Here is a 20110-nt window from a genome sequence, read left to right as displayed (position 1 = left end):
AGCGTTATCTTTTCTGGACAAAGCAGAAGATTTCGGCTTACAGTTTAGAAAAACTAACTCATGAAAGCCGCAATCATGCCGCTGAGCCGTTTGCCTTCCCTGTCCAGTCTGCGCGCCTTTGAGGCCGCGGCCCGTCGAGGGTCTTTCAAAGCCGCGGCTACCGAACTTCATGTGACTGCCGGCGCAGTTAGTCAGCAAATCAAGGGACTTGAGGCGGATCTTGGCGTAATCCTGTTCACCCGCAAGATCCGGGCGGTTCATCTCACGCCCCATGGTCAAGCGCTGCAACCAGTCCTGAGCGATGCCTTTTTGGCGATACGCCAGGCGGTTGACGCTATCCGTCCAGGCAAGACGCCCACCCGCCTGCGGATCAATTCCAGCGGGCCGATCATCGGCAAGTGGCTGTTGCCACGACTGCATAGATTCACCGAGCTCAGACCCGACATTTTCGTGAACATCGAGACTGAAGGCGGTGTGAACGCAATGACCGAAGATGGGCCGGATATAGTCATCCGCTATGCCCATGCGGCGCCTAGCGATCTTCACAGCATCAAATTGCACACCGAACTTCTGATCCCTGTTGCCAGCCCGCAACTTCTCGCAGCGCGCGGCATTCGCAGCCCGGACGACCTGCACAAAGCCCCCATTTTGCATGTTGCCAATCCGATGAGGAAGCGGCAACGACCAGCCTGGGCACGCTGGTCCAACGTTGCGGGCCTTGCCGACCAATCGACCCGGCAAGACTCGGTGATGTTCCAGCCTCTTGCTGCCGACCAGGTGGTCGACGCCGCGGCCTCTGGTGTTGGCATCGCGCTGGCCCAATCCCTGCTTGCGCATGGCGCGCTGTCGGATGGAAGGCTGACCTGCCCCTTCGGACCGGTCATCCCCTCGGGACTGTCGTATTACCTGTGCTGCCGGCCAGGCCGGGAAACCGTCCCGGACATCGCCGCCTTTTTCGATTGGGCAATGCACGAAGCCGCCGTTCTGACGACGCTCAACGCTCTGCATTCTGAATCTTGACCGCATCAGTCTGCAAAGCCTCGCACCAGTGCAGCCAGTTCGCTGTCACGCAACTCATGTCCGCCGTCATGAACATCAGTCTCGATATCGGCGCCCGCTCGTTGCAGATCTTCGATCAGACGCGCACTTTTTGGCCAAGGCGTGATCGGGTCGTTCCGGCCTGCAGTCAACACGACCTTGCGCCCCGATAAATCAAGGTCTTGCGGCATTTCCCAAGTGACCAGTGGGTGCAGAAGGCCCACACGGTCGAACAAGTCCGGCTGCTCCAGAAAGACAGCCGCCAGAATATTGGCACCATTGGAATATCCGAACCCGTAGGCTGGACAGTCCGGGTAAAGTGCGCGATGCGCCGATATGAAATCCGCCATCTTCGCTGTCGCACGAGACAGATCTTCCATGTCGTAGACGCCTTCGGCCATGCGTTTGAAGAAGCGCGCAGCGCCACCTTCAAGGACGTCACCGCGCGGTGAGACAACGCCGACTCCAGGGGCCAGCTGGCCAGCAAGCTGAAACAGCTGCCGTTCGTCACCACCCGTGCCGTGGAAGGCAAAAATCAGCGGACGGCCTGGCTCCGGGGCCTTGGTCAAGTTTTCATAGAGTTTGGTCGGCATTTGTCGTCTCCGGTCACTGATCAAGTGGCGGCAGCTGCGCCTCGATCTGCGCACGATGAGGTTCGTATCGTGTGGGCAATTTCAGTGCTTCACCGAGGTGAGCGGTGTCCTCGTCCCGGTCAAAACCAGGTTCATTTGTGGCCACTTCAAAAAGGACGCCTCCCGGTGTACGGAAGTAAATCGCCCAGAAGTAATCGCGATCGATCACCGGTGTGACCTGATAACCGGTATCCATAAGGGCCTTGCGGACAGCCAGCTGTGCCGTCCGGTCTTCAACGGCAAACGCAATGTGATGGACGGACCCTGCCCCCTGGCGTGCCGGGGATGCCTGTGGGACTTCCTCCAGATCTATGGTACGGGCAGCATTCACGTCCTCGATCCGATACCGCGTTACAGAACCGTCCGTCTCATCCTTTTGGTAGCCCATAAAGCTAAGCAGCTCGCCGGTGGCCGCGGCATCACGCAACCGGAACCGGGCGCCATGGAAACCAAGAATTCCAACATCCTGTGCGACGCCGTCGGCAGTCCAAGGGATGCGCCCCTCAGCCTCAGTTTCAACAAACGCGAAGCTGTCCCCGTCTGGCCCTGAGAAAGTCAGCCGGTCTTCATTGAGGAAGCGAACGTTCTGCAAGTCGGAAACGCCGTGAGATGCCAGCCGGTCTGCCCAAAAGCCGAGTGACCCGCGCGGCACGGCAAATTCCGTCACACCGACTTCACCACTTCCCCGGGCACCGTTCGGCATTTGGCCAAAGGGGAAATAGGTCATCACGGAGCCCGGCGTTCCGGTCTCGTCTCCATAGTAGAGATGGTAGGCGTCGGGGGCATCAAAATTGACGGTCTTCTTGACGCGGCGCAGCCCCAAAGCCTTTGTGAAGAAATCATTATTCTTTTGAGCATCCGCCGCCATCGACGTGATGTGGTGGAGCCCCTTAATGAGCTTGTCCATGCCAGCCTCGCAGTTCTGTCTCCTGTGTCAGAACCAAAGATAGAAGACTGGTGAGTTGATTAGAATGATAATGAATTTGCATTTACTGTTGCATATGTGACAATAAAAACTATGCAAGATCTCAAACCAATCCGTGTCTTTCTGGAAGTTTCCAGGTTGCAAAGCTTCGCGGCTGCCTCGAAAACGCTTGGCATGACCCCCGCATCAGTCACCCGCGTCATCGCGCGGCTGGAGCAGGATCTGGGACACCAACTTCTGGTGCGCACCACACGGAAGGTGGCGCTGACATCTGTCGGCGCAACTGTAGCCGCCCGGTATCAGCCGGTGGTGGAGTCATTTGATCGCATTCAGCGTGATCTGGAGCGGGAAATGCAGCCACATCGGGGGCGTTTGTCGATCAACGCACCTATGTCCTTCGGCTTGCGCATGCTGCCCAGCCTTTTGGAAAGCTTTAAGCTGGCCTATCCGAACATCGATCTCACGGTGATGCTGACGGACACGCTGGTCGATGTTGTTGCTGAGGAGTGTGATCTCGCTATCCGCTTGTCAGAACCGCCTCGAGACAAATCAACTATTTGGCGGAAAATCTGCGAGGTGCCGAGATGCGCCATTGCAGCCCCAGTTTTCCTGGAACGCGCCGGCCGACCCGAAACGCCAGATACACTGACACCTGACATGTGCCTGTCTTACGGGTCCGGACAGGAACCAGAGGCCTGGCGTTTTCAAAAAGGCGGTATCAAACGGACCATCCTCACGGGACCGGGCTTGCACTCCAACAATGGAGACTTTCTCTATGCCATGGCCCGCTCAGGTGCCGGTATCACTGTTTTGCCGGAATTTATCGTGGCGGACGGTCTGCGCAGTGGTGAGGTTGAGAGGGTATTGCCAGATTGGATTTTACCATCTCTTTGGCTGTCCCTCTACTATCCGCCTTACGAAGCACTGCCGCCGCTGGTCGCAACCTTCACGGACTTCTTCGAAGCCTTCCTGGACGATCGTGACGGTTTTGATTTCAGTGGTGTTTGATTGGTGACGCTAACCGATGGCGTGCTTGTGCATTGGGCCCGAAATAGCAATCACCCACCCCAGACGACTGCATCTTCATGTCTCTTGATGAGGTGACGCAGGTCTTGAAAACCGCCGACGATGTGCTGCGCATACTTGTCGACCGCCGGAAGATAGGGCGCATCAGCCGGACGCAAGATGCCAAGTGCGCGATCGGGATGCGGGATCTTGAAGGGCAGCGCGGTCAAGCTACGGTCTTTTCTGTAAGCAAAGACCACGCTGTGCGGCAGAACAGTCAATGCGTTTGTGCGTGTCATGTAATTAATCACGCTCGCAAGAGACCCGCCAGAATAGCGGATCTTGATTTCCGTCGCCCCTAACGACAGCAGAATGGAGTGCAGGTCCGCATAAAGAGGACTGCCCGCTGGAGGGGCAACCCAGGGGTACTCGAGCAGTTCGCGCGCTGTCGGTTTGCGCTTGTTTAAAAGCGGATGCAACACACTGCAGGCAACCACATTTCGCCCTGGAAGGATTTCTTCAAACACCAGACCCGACCCTTCGCCCAGTATGTCGATCGGGCAAATGGCAAGATCTATTCGGTCGGCGTGGATCGCTTCCCGCAGGTCCCTCACGTACCCGTAACTTTGGTCAACCCGGATCTCTGGAAAGGAGTTCTGGAACTCGGCTGTCATACTTGAAATCAGCGCGTCCATGAAAAAGGGCGTCCCGCCCACACGAACGCTACCGGCCTTGCCCTCGCGAAAAAATTTAACGGTTTCGGAGGCCTTGCGCGAGGCCGACAGCATCGCATTGCCCTGATCCGCAAGAGCGCGGGCCAAAGGTGTTGGCTGCAGCGGGCGCTGCCCTTTGAAGAAGAGCGGTTCGCCAAGGCGTTTTTCAAGGGTCGAAAGGGTTCTGGAAACCGCAGGCTGCGTCATCCCGAGGAGGTCCGCTCCCCCGGTGACACTGCCGGTTTGAACCACTGCAGCCAACTGAATGAGATGACGCTCATCTAACTTCATAGCAATTTGTTATAAAGATAGGCTCACAAATCATCAACCGTTCTGGTTCGCCCGATAAGCTTCTCTCAAGGTCACCAAACGACCGACGGGAGGAACCATGGCTGGCATGTCTGACATTGCCTTCTTTAAGGCCGATGCATCGGATCGTCTGTTCGCAGAGCGGATCAGCGGCGCCGCAGATGAACGGCTCGCAGCTGTCCTGTGCAAGGTCGCCGAACATGCTCACGCCATCATTCGCGAAACACGCCCATCCTTGAGCGACTGGCGCGCGGCCATAGAGTTCCTGACCGAAGTGGGGCATCTGTGTGATGAACGCCGTCAGGAATGGGTTCTTGTGTCGGATTTGCTCGGAACGTCAACCCTTGTCGACGCGCTCAACTCGGACCGTCCGGAGCAAGCCACTCCAAACACCATGCGTGGGCCATTCTACCGGGACGATGTCCCTTTGATGCAGCAAGGCGGTAATATCAGCCTGGATGGGATTGGCAGCCCTGTCGCTATTACGGTCAGCATTTTGGATCTCGACGGGTCTCCGATCCCCGGTGCGCGTCTAGAAACCTGGCAGGCAAATGCTCAAGGCTTTTATGAAAACCAGCAGCCCGACCTTCAGCCCGAGCACAATCTGCGCGGCCATTTTGTGTCTGGAGACGATGGCAAGGTCTCGTACTTCACGATTCGGCCGTCCGGTTACGAAGTGCCGAAAGACGGTCCCCTCGGCGATCTTCTTCAAAGGCTGGGAGCCCCGCTGTGCCGGCCCGCGCACATTTACTTTCAAGTGTCCGCGGATGACTACGAAACACTGACCACACAAATCTTCGACGGGGACGATCCCAATCTTGGAACTGATCCCCTCTTCAGCGTCAAACCCGGCCTGATCGGGTGCTTCAAACCCGATGCCACCGGGAGGACCGTACTGCGCCTCGACGTTGAATTTCATCTCAATCCACTGCCGCCGGAGCCGCGTTCATGACCCGGACCTTCACCTATCGGGGCAGTGCTGCCCACATCGTCTTTGGCGCAGGAAAGCGCTCCGAAATTGGCGACTGGGTCGAAAAACTTAGTTGCTCGAATGCTCTGGTCCTGTCGACGCCGCATCAGGAAGGCGACGCTGCACGCCTGTCCGACCAGCTAGGCAGCTTGAGCGCCGGTGTCTTTGCAAAGGCCACCATGCACACTCCCGTTGACGTGACCGACGAAGCGATGGAAGCGGTCAAGTCAGCCCGCGCCGATTGTGTGGTGTCACTTGGCGGCGGTTCCACAACCGGCCTTGGCAAGGCAATCGCCTACAGAACCGACCTGCCGCAAGTGGTGATCCCGACAACCTATGCCGGATCGGAGGTTACACCGATCCTGGGCCAGACCGAAGGCGGGCGGAAAACGACCGTCCGGGGGGACAGCATCCTGCCGGAAGTGGTGATCTATGACCCTGAGCTGACGATGGGCCTGCCACTCAGCATGAGCCTGACAAGTGGCCTGAACGCCATGGCCCATGCGGCTGAAGCTCTTTATGCGCAAGACCGCAACCCGGTCTCCAGCCTGATGGCAGCCGAGGGGCTGGCCGCCTTTAAGCAGTCCTTGCCTGCACTCGTTGCCGACAGTTCGGATGCCGATGCCCGCGCAGATGCGCTTTATGGCGCCTGGCTGTGCGGCACCGTGCTCGGCACTGTCGGCATGGCACTGCACCACAAAATTTGCCACACCCTCGGCGGCAGCTTTGACACCCCGCATGCCGAAACCCACGCGATCATGTTGCCGCACACGGTTGGTTTTAATGCCGGTGCAGTACCTGCCGAACTTCAGCCGATTGCCGATCTCTTCGGTGCAACACCCGGCGCGGGTCTCTTTGACTTCTCTAAGGAAATCTCTGCCCCGCAGGCGCTCAAGGATCTTGGGCTAACCGAAGCCGATCTGGACCGCGCATCGGAAATCGCGACAGAGGCCCCGTATTGGAACCCGCGTCCCATCGACCGCGTGTCCATTCGCCAACTGCTTCAGGACGCTTGGGAGGGATCCCGTCCGGCACTTTAACCCTGTTGTTCTGGGAGGAACCAACATGTGGAATAGAAGGACTTTTCTAAAAACTTCGGCAGCGGCAGCGGCCGTTGCCGGAACATCCGGTTTGGCGCTCCCGGCCCGTGCGCAGGGAACACCAATCAAACTGGGTTATGTTAGCCCGCAGACAGGCCCACTCGCAGCCTTTGCCGAAGCGGATAATTTCATCATCAGCGGTTTCAACGCTGCTGCAAAGGCTGAAGGCCTGAACATCGAAGTCATCGTCAAGGACAGCCAGTCCAACCCGAACCGGGCCGCCGAAGTTGCCCGTGAATTGATCATTGATGACGAGATTAACCTGATGCTTGTGGCCTCGACACCGGAAACCACCAATCCGGTGACCACGACCTGCGAAAGCGAGGAAATTCCCTGCATTTCAACGGTCGCCCCCTGGCAGCCCTGGTTCATCGGCCAGCAAGGAAATCCCGGTGATCCAGGAAGCTGGGAGCCGTTTTACTACTCCTATCATTTCTTCTGGGGCCTGGAGGATGTCATTGCCGTCTTCACCAACATGTGGGGACAGCTCGACACCAACAAGCAGGTCGGCGGTCTTTTCCCGAATGATGGCGACGGCAATGCGTGGGGTGATCCGAATGTCGGCTTCCCGCCGGTTCTGGACAAACTCGGTTACGGTCTGACAGATCCCGGCCGCTACCAAAACCTGACGGACGATTTTACGGCCCAGATCAACGCCTTCAAGCAGGCCAATGCCGAGATCGTAACCGGAGTGATGATTCCGCCGGATTTCACGACCTTCTGGACCCAGGCCAAACAGCAGGGTTTCACGCCCAAGGCTGCATCGATCGGCAAGGCCATCCTGTTCCCTCAGGCGGTTGAAGCTCTGGGCGATGCGGGCAACAACCTGTCCTCCGAGGTGTGGTGGAGCCCGACCCATCCCTTCTCGTCTTCTCTGACAGGAGACAGCTCGGCGGCGCTAGCGGCGGGCTTCACGGAAGCAACCGGCCGCCCCTGGACACAGCCCATCGGATTTGTCCATGCGCTGTTCGAACTGGCAGCCGATGTCATGAAACGGGCCAACGATCCGACCGATGCCGACGAAGTGTCGGATGTCATAGCCGCAACCAGGCTCAACACAATCGTCGGCCCAATTGCATGGGACGGTAAGGGCCTTCCGCCTTTCGCTCAAAAGAACGTTGCGAAAACCCCGCTGGTCGGCGGTCAGTGGCGTTTGAAGGACAGCGGCGGATACGACCTCGTCATCACCGACAACCAGACGGCCCCGGAAATCCCGACCGGCGGCAAGATGGAACCCATCACCTGATGAGACGACCAGCGCAAGTGTCCGCTTGCGCCTCTCAATAGGACCGGACCCATGGCAGTTCTCGCCTTAGACAATGTGTCGAAATCCTTTGGCGCGCTGAAAGTGTCGCAACACATCACCTTCGAGCTGTTTGAAGGCGAGGCACTCGGCGTGATCGGGCCGAACGGCGCTGGAAAATCCACGCTGTTCAACCTGATTACCGGGAATATTGACGTAGACGATGGGCAAATTGAGTTTCTTGGACGTGATGTCACCCGCGTGCCGCCCATGGAACGCTGCTTGAGTGGACTTGGACGCACCTTTCAGATCCCGCAGCCCTTTGAAAAGCTGACTGTTTTCGAAAACCTGATTGTGGCCGGTGCGTTCGGTAACAGACTTCCGGAAAGCGAGGTGGCCGATCAGTGTGCGGACATCCTCGTGGAAACCGGATTGATCGGCAAAGCCAATGAACTGGCAGGCCGTTTGAGCCTTCTGGAACGCAAGCGCCTCGAGCTTGCCCGGGCCATAGCAACCCAGCCAAAAGTGCTGTTGCTGGACGAGATTGCCGGCGGCCTTACGGAGGGCGAATGCCACGCACTGGTAGCAACGATCCAGAAAATTCACACCTCCGGCATGTCGATCATCTGGATTGAGCATGTCCTTCACGCTCTCACATCTGTTGCCGAGCGTCTTCTTGTACTCGATTTCGGCAAGGTGATCGGGATCGGCGAGCCCGATGCGATCATGAATTCCAAGGAAGTGCGTGAAATCTATCTGGGGCTCGAGGTCTGATGGCACTTCTTCAAACACAAAACCTGATCGCCCACTATGGGGATTTTCAAGCCCTTTTCGGCGTGGATGTCCACCTTGAGGAAGGCGAAACCGTTGCCATCATCGGTGCCAACGGTGCCGGAAAAACAACTCTGATGCGCTCGATTTCCGGTGTCTTGAATAACCAGGCCGAGGCAATCACGTTCGATACGGACAAGATCGGGTCCACCCATGCCGCCGATGTCCTGAAAAAGGGCATCGCCATGGTACCCGAGGGCCGCAAGCTTTTCCCGTCCTTGAGCGTAGAAGAAAACCTTTTGATCGGCGCCTACGGGCGAAAGGGAAACGGCCCGTGGACGCTGGAAACCATCTACCGGATGTTTCCGGTCCTTCAGGAACGGCGGAACAATCCGGGTACGGCTCTGTCGGGCGGGCAGCAGCAGATGGTCGCCATCGGACGCGCGCTCATGTCCAACCCAAGGGTTCTGCTCTGCGATGAAATCAGCCTGGGCCTCGCACCCGTGATCATCAAGGACATCTACGCCGCGTTGCCGAAAATCAAGGAAACCGGAACATCTATCATCGTAGTGGAACAGGATATCGGCCAGGCTCTGAAAGTTGCCGACCGGGTTTATTGCATGATGGAAGGCCGGATCACTTTGGAGGGCTCGCCTTCAGATTTGAGCCGTGACGCCATCCACAACGCATACTTCGGAGCATCGGCATGATTTGGCTCGACACAATCGTCCAAGGCGTTTTGCTCGGCGGGCTCTATGCACTGTTTGCTGCCGGGTTGAGCCTTGTTTTCGGCATCATGCGTTTGGTGAACCTTGCCCATGGCGACCTGATCGTGATGGCCGCGTACTTGATCCTTGTTCTGGTCACGCTAATCGGGGTGGATCCCTTTGTTGCCACCCTGATTGCAGCACCCATTCTGTTTTGCATCGGCTGGCTCTTGCAGATGTATGTCCTGAACCGGACGCTGGGCACCGACATCCTGCCGCCGCTTCTGGTCACATTCGGACTTTCGATCGTCATTCAAAACGCGCTTCAGGAAGGCTTTTCCGCGGACAGCCAAAGGCTTTCCGTCGGACCACTGGAAACAGCATCGCTGCCCTTGGGGCCAGTGACCATCGGTGTCATGCCGCTCCTGACGTTCCTGTCGGCAATCCTTGTGATCGTTGCGCTGAACCAGTTGTTCTACCGCACATCGCTGGGCCGGGCCTTCCGGGCGACCTCGGACGATGCAACTACCGCAAGCCTGATGGGCATCCGGCCGCAGAACATCTTTGCGACAGCAACCGGCATTGCCATGGTCGTAGTGACCATTGCCGCGCTCTATCTCGGGACACGGGCGAACTTCGATCCGACGATTGGTCCGGCACGTCTGATCTATGCCTTCGAGGCCGTGATCATCGGCGGTCTCGGATCACTTTGGGGAACGCTTGCCGGCGGTATCATCATCGGCGTCGCACAGACCCTTGGCGCTGCAATCAATCCGGAATGGCAGATCCTGGCCGGACACATCGCATTTGTCATCGTTCTCTTGCTTAAACCACGCGGGCTGTTCCCGCGGGCCGTGGACTGAGGAGCACCGTCATGACCATGCCCGCACAAACCGACTGGTTCGTTGAAACGAAAACCCGCACGTCGACACTGTTCCTGGGTGTCGCTGTCGTCGTGGTCATCGTCGCGGCCTTCGCACCGTTCTATGCCTCCCGCAGCCTTATCCAGGACCTGTTTTTCATCCTGACCATGCTCGTCCTGGCTCAGGGCTGGAACCTGCTCGCCGGGTATGCCGGTCTTGTCTCTGTCGGCCAACAAGCCTTTGTAGGGATCGGTGCCTACGCGATGTTCTCCGGGGTAATCCTCCTTGGACTGGACCCGGTCGTCTCCATCCTGCTCGGCGGCATTGCCGCGGCACTGCTCGCAATACCGGCTGCATTTTTTACCTTTCGACTCCAAGGCGCCTATTTCGCGATCGGTACCTGGGTCGTGGCAGAGATCGTCCGGCTTCTCGTGGCGCAGTGGAAGATGCTCGGCGGTGGAACCGGCACATCGCTGCCACGCAGCGCCTCGCGCGAAATGTTCGGCATCGAGTTTTTGAAAGACACTTTCGGGTTCAAGACCTCTGCCGCCGCCGATGTTGTGACCTATTGGCTTTCGTTGGTTTTGGCCGTTGCGACCATTGGGGTCGTCTACTGGCTGCTGCGATCCCGGCAAGGCCTGGGTCTGGCCGCTGTGCGTGACAATCAAAATACAGCTCGGTCAATCGGAGTGGACGCACAGCGGATAAAGGCCATTGTTTACCTGAGCACGGCCTTCATCACCGGTCTCGTCGGTGCGCTGATTTATGTCCAGAAGGCCCGGATTTCGCCCGATGCAGCCTTCTCTGTTCTCGATTGGACCGCTTACGTCATCTTCATCGTTGTGATCGGGGGGATCGGCACCATCGAAGGTCCAATCATCGGTGTTCTCGTCTTCTTCGCACTTCAAAACACGCTGTCCGGATATGGGTCCTGGTATCTCCTGGTGCTCGGCTTGCTCGGCATCGTGATCATGTTGTTTGCCCCACGCGGTCTCTGGGGTCTCTTCACGGACCGCACCGGCATCGAACTCTTTCCTATTCGCCGCAGGTTGACTGGCGGCCCGCTCAAGCAGTCATCCAAGGGAGGACCTCATGGCTGAGTACAATACAGACGTCCTGATCATCGGCACAGGCCCGGCTGGCTCTGCGACCGCTGCGCTGCTGTCCACTTACGGCATCGAAAACATGGCCGTGAACCGGTACCGCTGGCTTGCCAACACGCCGCGCGCGCACATCACCAACCAGCGCACAATGGAAGTCCTGCGTGATCTCGGACGCGATGTGGAAGACGAGGCGTATCTCTTTGCCGCGCATCAGGAACTGATGGGCGAAAACGTCTTCTGCGAGAGCCTGGCAGGCGAAGAAATCGGCCGTATGAAAAGCTGGGGCAACCACCCGCTGTCCAAGGCTGAACATCTGATGGCCTCGCCTACGATAATGAACGATTTGCCGCAGACGTTCATGGAACCGCTCCTCTTCAAGACGGCTTGTTCCCGCGGAACACAGGCCCGCATGTCAACGCAATACCTGTCCCATGAGCAGGACGCAGACGGGGTTACCAGCACGTGTCTGGATCGCTTGTCCGGCAAGGAATTCACCATCCGCTCAAAATACCTCGTGGGCGCAGATGGCGGCAATTCACTGGTGGCCGAACAGGCTGGACTTCCGTTTGAAGGGAAGATGGGTGTCGGCGGGTCGATGAACATTCTGTTCAGGGCGGATCTTTCCAAACACGTCGCCCACCGGCCGTCTGTTCTTTATTGGGTGATGCAACCCGGCGCGGATGTCGGCGGCATCGGCATGGGCCTGGTCCGTATGGTGCGCCCTTGGAACGAGTGGCTGATCGTCTGGGGCTACGACATCAATCAGCCCGCCCCGGAAGTCGACGAAGCGATGGCAACCGACGTCGCCCGCCAGCTGGTCGGCGACCCGGAGCTTGAGATCGAGTTGATCTCGGCAAACACCTGGACCGTCAACAACATGTACGCCACGCACATGCAGAAGGAGCGGGTCTTCATTATGGGCGATGCAGCTCACCGCCACCCGCCGTCAAATGGCCTTGGCTCAAATACTTCCATTCAGGACAGTTTCAATCTTGCCTGGAAATTGGCTGCAGTCCTGAAGGGCCAGGCAGGCGAAGCGCTGCTCGACAGCTACAGTGTCGAGCGTGCTCCTGTTGCCAAGCAGATCGTGACCCGCGCCAACCAGTCAATTAGCGAGTTTGGTCCAATTTTCGAGGCACTCGGCATGGGTGAAGGCGTAGATCCTGAAGTCATGCAGCAAAACCTCATTGCGCGCTGTGACAGCACCGACGAGGCCGAAGCGCAGCGCGAAGCGATCCGTAAGGCGATTGCCTTCAAGAAGTATGAATTCGACGCGCACGGCGTTGAAATGAACCAACGCTACAAGTCCGACGCGATCGTGACCGACGGTCAGCCCGAGCCGGCCTTCGACCGGGATCAGGAGCTGCACTACCACGCGACCACCTGGCCCGGCGCCCGTATCCCGCACTGCTGGGTGTTCGATCATGACACCGGCAACAAGTATTCAACGCTCGACCTGTGCGGCGGCGGCAAATTCACTGTGCTCACCGCGATTGGCGGGGAAGCCTGGGAAGACGCCGCCAAGACAGTCGGTGACGAACTCGGTCTGGACATCGCCGTTCACGTCATAGGCCCGCGCCGCAAATATGTCGATCATACCGGCGACTGGGCGCGCGCCAACGAGATCACGGATCGCGGCTGCGTCCTTGTCCGCCCGGACCAGCATGTGGCCTGGCGCTCGGAAGGCATGGCCGCCGATCCTGCCGGCGAATTGCGCCGGATTCTGAAATCCATTCTTGCAAAGTAAGGAGGCCGTTATGGAAGCGCACGAGCTTGGTTATTTCACCGAAGAAAACTCCGCCGAAGTTGTCACCGGCCGGAACAAGAACGCCTCGGATCAACGCCTCAAGGAAATCATGGAGGTCCTGACCCGCAAACTCCATGAAGCGGTGAAGGAGATCGAGCCAACCCAGGAAGAGTGGTTCCAGGCGATTCAGTTCCTGACCAAGACCGGCCACAAGTGTGACGACTGGCGCCAGGAATTTATCCTTCTATCAGACGTGCTCGGGGTCTCCATGCTGGTGGATGCGGTTAATTCGCGTCGGCCGAGCGGGGCCTCTGAAAACACGGTCCTCGGGCCCTTTCACCTCGGAGACGCGCCGGAATACGAGATGGGCCACAACATCTGCCTCGATGAAAAAGGCGATGATATGCTCGCTTGGGGCAAGGTCACGGATGTCGAGGGTAATCCGCTTGAAGGCGTCAAGATCGATGTCTGGCAAGCCAATGATGAAGGGTTTTACGACGTTCAGCAAAAAGGAATTCAACCGGAATTCAATCTGCGCGGTGTCTTCCGCACGGGGCCGGACGGCAAATACTGGTTCAAGGCCGTCAAGCCGAAACACTATTCGATCCCCGCAGACGGACCGGTCGGAGATCTCCTTAACCGTCTCGGACGTCACCCGTTTCGGCCGGCGCATTTGCACTACATCGTCTCCAAGGACGGCTACGACGAGCTGACGACGCATATCTTCGATCCGGATGATCCGTACATCGATTCCGACAGCGTGTTCGGCGTCAAGAAAAGCCTCATCGCGGATTTCAAGGAAACCAGTGATCCGGAAAAGGTCGCGGCCGCCGGTTTCGATGGCCCAACTTATTGGGATGTCGAATTCGATTTCGTGCTGGCTCCGAAGAAAGCAAAGTCATGAGCAAACCCTGCATCATTTGTGTTGCAATAACCGGCTCCCTGCCGCTCAAGGAGCACAATCCGGCGGTTCCGGTGACCGTGTCCGAACAGATTGAGAGCACCCAGGAAGCCTTTGAGGCGGGCGCAACAATCTGTCATGCTCATGTGCGCAACGACGACCAGACCCCAAGCTCGGATCCGGAGAAGTTTGCGCGCCTCAAGGAGGGACTGGAAAAGCATTGCCCTGGCATGATCATCCAGTTCTCGACCGGCGGACGGTCGGGCGCCGGAAAAACCCGCGGCGGCATGCTGCCACTGAAACCCGACATGGCGTCGCTCTCTGTCGGCTCGAACAATTTCCCAACACGGGTTTATGAGAACCCGCCGGATCTGGTGGACTGGCTCGCCGGTGAGATGCGTACCTACGGTGTCAAACCGGAAATCGAGGCCTTCGATCTCAGCCATATCGTACAAGCTGCGGCCATGAATCGGGACGGCCGCATTCCGGGCAACATTTACATCCAGTTCGTTATGGGCGTGAAAAACGCCATGCCGGCAGACAAGGATGTCTTCGATTTCTACGTCAAGACTGTCAAACGCCTCATGCCGGAAGCAGAGTGGTGTGCTGCTGGTATTGGAGCAAGTCAGCTAACCCTTAACGAGTGGTCGATTGCCGCCGGAGGGCATGCCCGGACAGGTCTTGAGGACAACATCCGTCTCGACAAGGACTGCCTTGCCCCCTCGAACGCAGCGCTCGTGAAACGCACGGCCGAGATCTGCGCAGCACATCATCGGCCAGTCGCAACACCCGTTCAGGCCCGGGATATTCTCGGCCTTCCGCAACACGCTTGAACCTTTAGACTGGAGACCCTTGATGTCTGATGCAGATCTCGCCGCCGATGCCGCCGCCCGTGAGGCCGCCAGGGCGATGCAGCTTGAAAATCTCAGAGCCGACGAAACAACGTTGCGCCTGCTCTTCACCGAAGCCCGGACCCACTATGGCTGGCAGGACCAAGACGTTCCGGACGAGGTCCTCAAAGATCTTTATGAGATTGCCAAGATGGGCCCGACATCCATGAACCAGCAGCCCATGCGCGTAGTGTTCATCCGTTCAGACGACGCCAAGGACCGTCTGGAACCGGGCCTGATGGAAGCCAACCGCCCTAAGATGCGATCGGCTCCGGTAACAGCAATCATCGCCTATGACCTGAATTTTTGGGAAGAGCTTCCTAAGGTGTTTCCGCCAAATCCGGCTGCTCAGGACATCTTCAAGAACAATGCCACAGCCGCACAGGTCAATGCCTTCAGAAACGGGACGCTTCAGGGCGCCTATTTCATGTTGGCTGCCCGAGCCGTCGGTCTCGATGTGGGTGCCATGTCGGGCTTCGACAACGCGAAGGTGGATGAAGAGTTCTTCCACGGAACGTCACTCAAGTCGAACTTTCTGGTGAACCTGGGCTACGCCGATACGGATCGTATTTTCAGGCGGTTGCCACGGTTCGACTACACGGACGTCTGCCAGACGCTTTAGGAGGAGGAAGCCATGTCCGGCCCAACAGTCACAAAAGACGACATCCTGAAAGCATCCGCCGGGATGCTTCAAAAACAGCTCTATGTGGTCTTCACCACACCGACCAATGGACTTGGACCGGTTATGGAGAACATTGAAGAGCACCTAAATTTTCAGGTCGATCTGGAGCAGCGCGGCATCATGCTTGGCGCTGGCCCGTTCTGGGCCGATGACGAACACACCTGGAATGGTGAAGGCATGGTGATCATTCGGGCGGACAGCCTGGAGCATGCCCGCCAGATTGCAGAAACGGATCCGATGCATTCCTCAGGCGCCCGCAGTTTCACTGTGCGGCCATGGTTACTGAATGAGGGACGCATCACGGTAGAGGTGAATTTCTCGACCGGACGGCACGCGGTGAGCTGAGAACCGCAATTTTGGGAGGAAGTACTATGAAACGCATGCTTGCAGCCATTGCTGCCGTCGCCTTCAGCGCCGCGGCACAAGCTGAAACCTACAACCTCACCATGGCATCCAGTCACCCGACTGTTCTGCCCTGGGTCGGGCAACTGTCTACATTGGTTGTCGGTGAATCCAACAAACGTCTCGAAGCCATGGGATCCGAGGACCGCATTGAATGGACGGAAGCCTATGGCGGTTCGCTTTATGGCTTCAAGGATACGCTGGAGGCCGTGGGAGATGGCCTGACCGATGCAGGATGGGTTGGCACGCTCTGGGAAGGCTCAAAGATGCCGCTCCAGAACATGACCTATTTCACGCCGTTCGTTTCCGATGATCTCGTAGCAACGCTCAAGATCATGAACCAACTTCACCGTGAAGTCCCGGCATTGCAGAAAGCCTGGGACAACCAGAACGTTGTCTTCCTGGGCGCAAGCGGCGTGGAGACCTACCACCTCCTGACCAACTTCCCGGTCAATTCACTCAAAGATCTGGAAGGCCGCAAGATCCTGGCGCCTGGACCATCCGCAAACTGGATCAAGCATCTGGGTGCCGTGCCGGTGAACGGGGCGCTGCCAACCTATTACAATCAGATCCAGACCGGCGTTGCAGATGGAATGGTGGTCATCCTGACCGGCGCATTCCCGAACAAGCACTATGAAGTTGCGCCATATGTCACCCTTGTCGGGATCGGGGCGCAGATGACCGGCGGTCTTGGCATCAACAAGGATGTTTGGGACGGATTGTCCGACGACGTCAAAAAAGTCCTGACCGAACTCGGTGATGAGTACACAGTCGCCCACGCTGAAGAAGTCATGGCACGCTATGACACCTTCCTGAGCAAGCTGCCGGAAGTTGGCGCAACTGTCACCACGCTGCCGGCGGAAGACATTGCAGCATGGGCCGACGGCCTGCCAAACCTCGCCGAGGACTGGTCAGACGCCAATGCAGGCAAAGGCGCTCAGGAAGCACTGGAGGCCTACATGGCAAAAGTGCGCGATGCCGGCCTTGAGCCGCGCATTGACTGGACACAACGGTAAGCGGGGGCCTCGCCGTGGCGATAACACTCAGACAATTCCGCCACGGCGCAGACCGGACGGTGACCGGGGTTTCCTCGCTCACCGGCGCTGTCAGTGCGGCTGCTTCGGTCTGGATTTTCTGCCTGATGCTCCTGATCTGTTCAGACATCATCGGGCGGACTTTCTTCAACTCACCTGTCCAGGGTGTGGCCGAGATTGTGGCCAACTCGATCGTTGCGATCGTTTTTCTACAAGCAGCACACACCGTTATGAGCGGGCGCATGACCCGCACCGATATCCTGATTGGCGCGATCGAGGAAAACCGGCCCTTTGCAGCCGCAGTCATGCGGGTTTTCTTCCATCTCGCGGGGATCTTCGTCTTTGCACTGATTGCCTGGGGCACCTGGCCGAAGCTGGTCGATGCCTGGGTTGAGAATGAATTCTTTGGCGCTCGAGGGGTTTTCACCGCTCCCGTTTGGCCAATCAAAGCCTGTCTTTTCGGCGGCTCCGTTCTGACCTGTCTTGCCTTCGCCACCCAGGTTCTCATAGACATCAAGGAAATTCTGAACTCCACGCGTGTTGAACCGCTGACAATCCGGCACTCGGTCACGGTCGAGCCGCGCGGTATTCCATTCCTGATCGCCTTCGGATTGGTCCTTGTCCTCGGTTACGCTTTGTTTTTTGCAGATCTCGGCCGCATTGAGATTGGCTTTGCAGCCATCGGTTTCATGTTGCTGCTGATCTTTTCGGGCGCCCACATCGCCGTGGTTTTGATACTGCTCAGTTTCTTGGGCATCTGGCTGATCCGGGACAATCCGAATGTTGCCATGCGCTCGCTGGCGCTCGCTGCTGACGGGGCCATCAATCGCTACTTGTTCGGTGTCGTCCCGCTGTTTGTTCTGATGGGGTTGATTGTCGACACCGCGGACATCGGCCGTGACGCCTACCGCGTGGCCGCATGGATGCTGCAGAAGATCAAGGGCGGGCTTGGTATGGCAACTGTGGCCGCCAACGCCGTCTTTGCCTCCATCACCGGGATTTCGATCGCCTCGGCAGCAGTCTTCTCCCGTGTCGCCGTGCCGCAAATGGTGGCCAATGGCTACAACAACCGCTTCGCTCTTGGGGTCGTCGCCGGGTCTTCGGTTCTCGGCATGCTGATCCCTCCGAGCCTTCTGTTGATCATCTATGGCGTTTTGGCAGAACAATCCGTCGGTGCCCTCTTCCTGGCAGCCATCGTTCCCGGAGCTTTACTGGCCTTCGTGTTCGGGGTCGGGATTTACCTGATGGCCCGCTTCCGGCCCAAGATGGTGATGCAAAGTGACCGCCCGGCTGTCATCGAGGGAGAGACCTGGGGTACGGCCGTCGTCAAGCTGATCCCGATCACGGCGCTGGTCGTCATCGTGCTTGGCGGGATCTATTCCGGCGTCTTTACACCTACCGAGGCAGGTGCCGCAGGAGCGGCAGCTGCCATTGTCGTGGCCTTGCTGAAGGGCAGCTTGACCTGGGCCCGGTTCTGGCGGGTTTTGGTCGATACAGGTCTGGTCTCCGTCTCGATCCTGCTCCTGATTATCGCGGCGTCCATGTATTCCCGAATGCTGACCCTTTCGACGATCCCGCAGGAAATCACCATGATGTTCTCCGATGCCGGGCTCGGTCTCATGGGCTTCATGATGATCTATCTGCTGCTGGTCATCGTGATGGGCATGATCCTCGATTCCACCTCGATCATGCTGATCCTGCTGCCGCTTTCGCTGCCGATTGTCACCGGCCTTGGCGGTGATCTGATCTGGTTCGGCATTGTAACGGTCATTGCCGTGGAAATCGGTTTGTTGACGCCGCCCTTCGGGCTCACCGTCTATGTGGTGAAAGCCACAATATCAGACCGGAACACGACCCTTGGCGACATCTTCATCGGCACGTTTCCGTTTGTCGTCATGATGACGTTTGTTACCTTGCTGCTGACCTTCATCCCGGAACTTAGCCTGGTCTTTGAATAGGATCCGCCATGCAGTTCGTGGTCTATGCAATCGATAAACCCGATGCCCTCCGGCTTCGTCTGGAGGTTCTGGAAGCGCATCGGCATTTTCTGGGAACAGAACCGGAAAAATACGGTGTAAAGGTTCTGCTCTCTGGTCCCCTGACCAAAGATGATGGGTCCACCATGCGCGGTTCCTTCTTCCTGCTTGAAGCGGACAACCGCGAAAAGATCAAAGACATGTTTGCCAATGACCCGCTGCAAGCTGCCGGCGTCTGGGCGGAGCAGCACATCTCCGCCGTTACGGTTCGGCAAAACAACATGCGAACAAACCAGTAGAACACACGGGAGAGAAGGAATGCCCGAATTTAAAGGCCGATGCCTTTGTGGTGCTATCCAATACGAAGTGACTGGCAAACCGGTCAACATGTGGAACTGTCACTGCACCGATTGTCAAAAGTCTTCCGGAGCCAGCTATGCGACTAATGTTTTTGTGAAGGTTGCGGACCTGACAATCACAAAGGGTGACCCTGACAGGTTTCAGCACAAGGCGGACAGCGGCAACACCATGACCAAGGAATATTGCTCCAACTGTGGTTCGCAGCTCTTTAATGGCAATTCCGGACGCCCGGCAATCAAGGTGATAAGGGCAGGCACAATCGATGACCCAAGCTTTGTCGTCCCGCGCGCCAATATCTATGCCTCACGGGCGCTCCCCGCTGCGATTGAGGGGACCGAGATCCCAACCTTCGACGAAATGCCTCCCGATCCATCGGTCTTTTTTTCAAGCTGAGGCCGATTTTCTTGAGAGTATTTTTGCAAATACCTGACCCTGACAATGATCCTGACATATCGCCAGCCACCGCGTGCTCGAGTTTCCCGCGGTGGCGAATGACCCCGTAGGACGACAAATGCTGTGAAAGGACCCGCTGGACATCATTTTTCATGGCGCAAGCCAACTACCGTTGACCGGTAGAACTGCCCGTGGATAAAACTTTCATGGATGCTCGCAGGGAATGTGACGAGACCTGTAATGTCTTGTAGGCGCCCCAGCGTCCCGCCAGAACACGAGACATAAGGGTCCGCGCTGGGTTTTTCATCTGCTTAGTGGGCGGCCGTATTGTCCGTTGGTATATAGC

Annotated in this window: 21 protein-coding genes; 18 read left to right on the top strand and 3 right to left on the bottom strand. The window is 57.7% G+C overall.

All coding sequences use genetic code 11. The features are described from left to right. Nucleotides 1-60: 60 nt before the first annotated feature. Nucleotides 61-1020: a LysR substrate-binding domain-containing protein gene (locus SADFL11_RS19045; protein ID WP_008191087.1), complete on the top strand. Its 960-nt coding sequence runs from the start codon at nt 61-63 to the stop codon at nt 1018-1020. A gap of 5 nt (nt 1021-1025) precedes the next feature. On the opposite strand, the gene SADFL11_RS19040 is transcribed toward SADFL11_RS19045, so the two are convergent. Then, nucleotides 1026-1631: an alpha/beta hydrolase gene (locus SADFL11_RS19040; protein WP_008196337.1), complete on the bottom strand. Its 606-nt coding sequence runs from the start codon at nt 1629-1631 to the stop codon at nt 1026-1028. Between the two features lie 13 nt (nt 1632-1644). Further along, nucleotides 1645-2577, bottom strand: coding sequence for a ring-cleaving dioxygenase (locus tag SADFL11_RS19035; RefSeq protein WP_040451100.1), 933 nt, complete (start codon nt 2575-2577; stop codon nt 1645-1647). A 111-nt stretch (nt 2578-2688) separates the two neighbouring features. Here SADFL11_RS19035 and SADFL11_RS19030 point away from each other — a divergent pair, with 111 nt between their 5' ends. Then, nucleotides 2689-3603: a LysR family transcriptional regulator gene (locus tag SADFL11_RS19030; protein ID WP_040451101.1), complete on the top strand. Its 915-nt coding sequence runs from the start codon at nt 2689-2691 to the stop codon at nt 3601-3603. Between the two features lie 50 nt (nt 3604-3653). On the opposite strand, the gene SADFL11_RS19025 is transcribed toward SADFL11_RS19030, so the two are convergent. Further along, nucleotides 3654-4604, bottom strand: a complete 951-nt coding sequence (locus tag SADFL11_RS19025; protein ID WP_040451102.1) for a LysR family transcriptional regulator — start codon at nt 4602-4604, stop codon at nt 3654-3656. 97 nt (nt 4605-4701) lie between these two features. On the opposite strand from SADFL11_RS19025, the gene SADFL11_RS19020 reads away from it, so the two are divergent. From SADFL11_RS19020 to SADFL11_RS18945, 16 genes are all read left to right on the top strand, one after another. After that, nucleotides 4702-5574: a dioxygenase family protein gene (locus SADFL11_RS19020; RefSeq protein ID WP_008194566.1), complete on the top strand. Its 873-nt coding sequence runs from the start codon at nt 4702-4704 to the stop codon at nt 5572-5574. After that, a complete protein-coding gene (locus SADFL11_RS19015) occupies nt 5571-6632 on the top strand; it encodes a maleylacetate reductase (RefSeq protein WP_008195511.1) in 1062 nt (353 codons plus the stop codon). Before SADFL11_RS19020 ends, SADFL11_RS19015 begins: the two co-directional genes overlap by 4 nt. 25 nt (nt 6633-6657) lie before the next feature. Further along, nucleotides 6658-7938 (top strand): ABC transporter substrate-binding protein, encoded by a 1281-nt coding sequence (locus tag SADFL11_RS19010; protein ID WP_008190836.1) that lies wholly within the window; start codon nt 6658-6660, stop codon nt 7936-7938. Nucleotides 7939-7989: 51 nt separating this feature from the next. Next, nucleotides 7990-8709, top strand: a complete 720-nt coding sequence (locus tag SADFL11_RS19005) for an ABC transporter ATP-binding protein (protein WP_008188884.1) — start codon at nt 7990-7992, stop codon at nt 8707-8709. After that, complete coding sequence (locus tag SADFL11_RS19000; RefSeq protein ID WP_008188679.1) at nt 8709-9416, top strand: ABC transporter ATP-binding protein; 708 nt, start codon at nt 8709-8711, stop codon at nt 9414-9416. The genes SADFL11_RS19005 and SADFL11_RS19000 overlap by 1 nt, the downstream gene beginning before the upstream one ends. Further along, nucleotides 9413-10276 carry a branched-chain amino acid ABC transporter permease gene (locus tag SADFL11_RS18995; RefSeq protein WP_008192725.1) on the top strand — a complete coding sequence of 288 codons (864 nt, stop codon included), beginning with the start codon at nt 9413-9415 and terminating at the stop codon, nt 10274-10276. Before SADFL11_RS19000 ends, SADFL11_RS18995 begins: the two co-directional genes overlap by 4 nt. Before the next feature lie 11 nt (nt 10277-10287). Beyond that, nucleotides 10288-11376, top strand: a complete 1089-nt coding sequence (locus tag SADFL11_RS18990) for a branched-chain amino acid ABC transporter permease (protein ID WP_040451103.1) — start codon at nt 10288-10290, stop codon at nt 11374-11376. Further along, on the top strand, nt 11369-13126 hold the full coding sequence (locus SADFL11_RS18985; RefSeq protein ID WP_008192631.1) for an FAD-dependent oxidoreductase: 1758 nt from the start codon (nt 11369-11371) through the stop codon (nt 13124-13126). The genes SADFL11_RS18990 and SADFL11_RS18985 overlap by 8 nt, the downstream gene beginning before the upstream one ends. 10 nt (nt 13127-13136) lie before the next feature. Next, entirely contained in the window at nt 13137-14030 is an 894-nt protein-coding gene (locus tag SADFL11_RS18980) for an intradiol ring-cleavage dioxygenase (protein WP_008190674.1), read from the top strand. After that, nucleotides 14027-14860 (top strand): 3-oxoadipate:acetyl-CoA acetyltransferase, encoded by an 834-nt coding sequence (locus tag SADFL11_RS18975; protein WP_008194063.1) that lies wholly within the window; start codon nt 14027-14029, stop codon nt 14858-14860. Before SADFL11_RS18980 ends, SADFL11_RS18975 begins: the two co-directional genes overlap by 4 nt. Nucleotides 14861-14936: 76 nt before the next feature. Then, complete coding sequence (locus SADFL11_RS18970) at nt 14937-15539, top strand: malonic semialdehyde reductase (protein WP_040452632.1); 603 nt, start codon at nt 14937-14939, stop codon at nt 15537-15539. A 12-nt stretch (nt 15540-15551) separates the two neighbouring features. Further along, the gene (locus SADFL11_RS18965; RefSeq protein ID WP_008189029.1) at nt 15552-15944 is read left to right on the top strand and encodes a YciI family protein; all 393 of its coding nucleotides are present in this window, start codon (nt 15552-15554) and stop codon (nt 15942-15944) included. A 26-nt stretch (nt 15945-15970) separates the two neighbouring features. After that, the gene (locus tag SADFL11_RS18960; protein WP_008193535.1) at nt 15971-17017 is read left to right on the top strand and encodes a C4-dicarboxylate TRAP transporter substrate-binding protein; all 1047 of its coding nucleotides are present in this window, start codon (nt 15971-15973) and stop codon (nt 17015-17017) included. A 14-nt stretch (nt 17018-17031) separates the two neighbouring features. Next, nucleotides 17032-18993, top strand: coding sequence for a TRAP transporter large permease subunit (locus SADFL11_RS18955; protein ID WP_134853084.1), 1962 nt, complete (start codon nt 17032-17034; stop codon nt 18991-18993). 8 nt (nt 18994-19001) lie between these two features. Next, nucleotides 19002-19310: a YciI family protein gene (locus SADFL11_RS18950; RefSeq protein WP_008195743.1), complete on the top strand. Its 309-nt coding sequence runs from the start codon at nt 19002-19004 to the stop codon at nt 19308-19310. Nucleotides 19311-19329: 19 nt separating this feature from the next. After that, complete coding sequence (locus tag SADFL11_RS18945) at nt 19330-19764, top strand: GFA family protein (protein WP_050776013.1); 435 nt, start codon at nt 19330-19332, stop codon at nt 19762-19764. Nucleotides 19765-20110 lie beyond the last annotated feature (346 nt).

Source organism: Roseibium alexandrii DFL-11, assembly GCF_000158095.2.
GTDB classification, from domain to species: Bacteria; Pseudomonadota; Alphaproteobacteria; order Rhizobiales; family Stappiaceae; genus Roseibium; species Roseibium alexandrii.
This window is presented reverse-complemented; position numbering and strand designations above follow the sequence as displayed.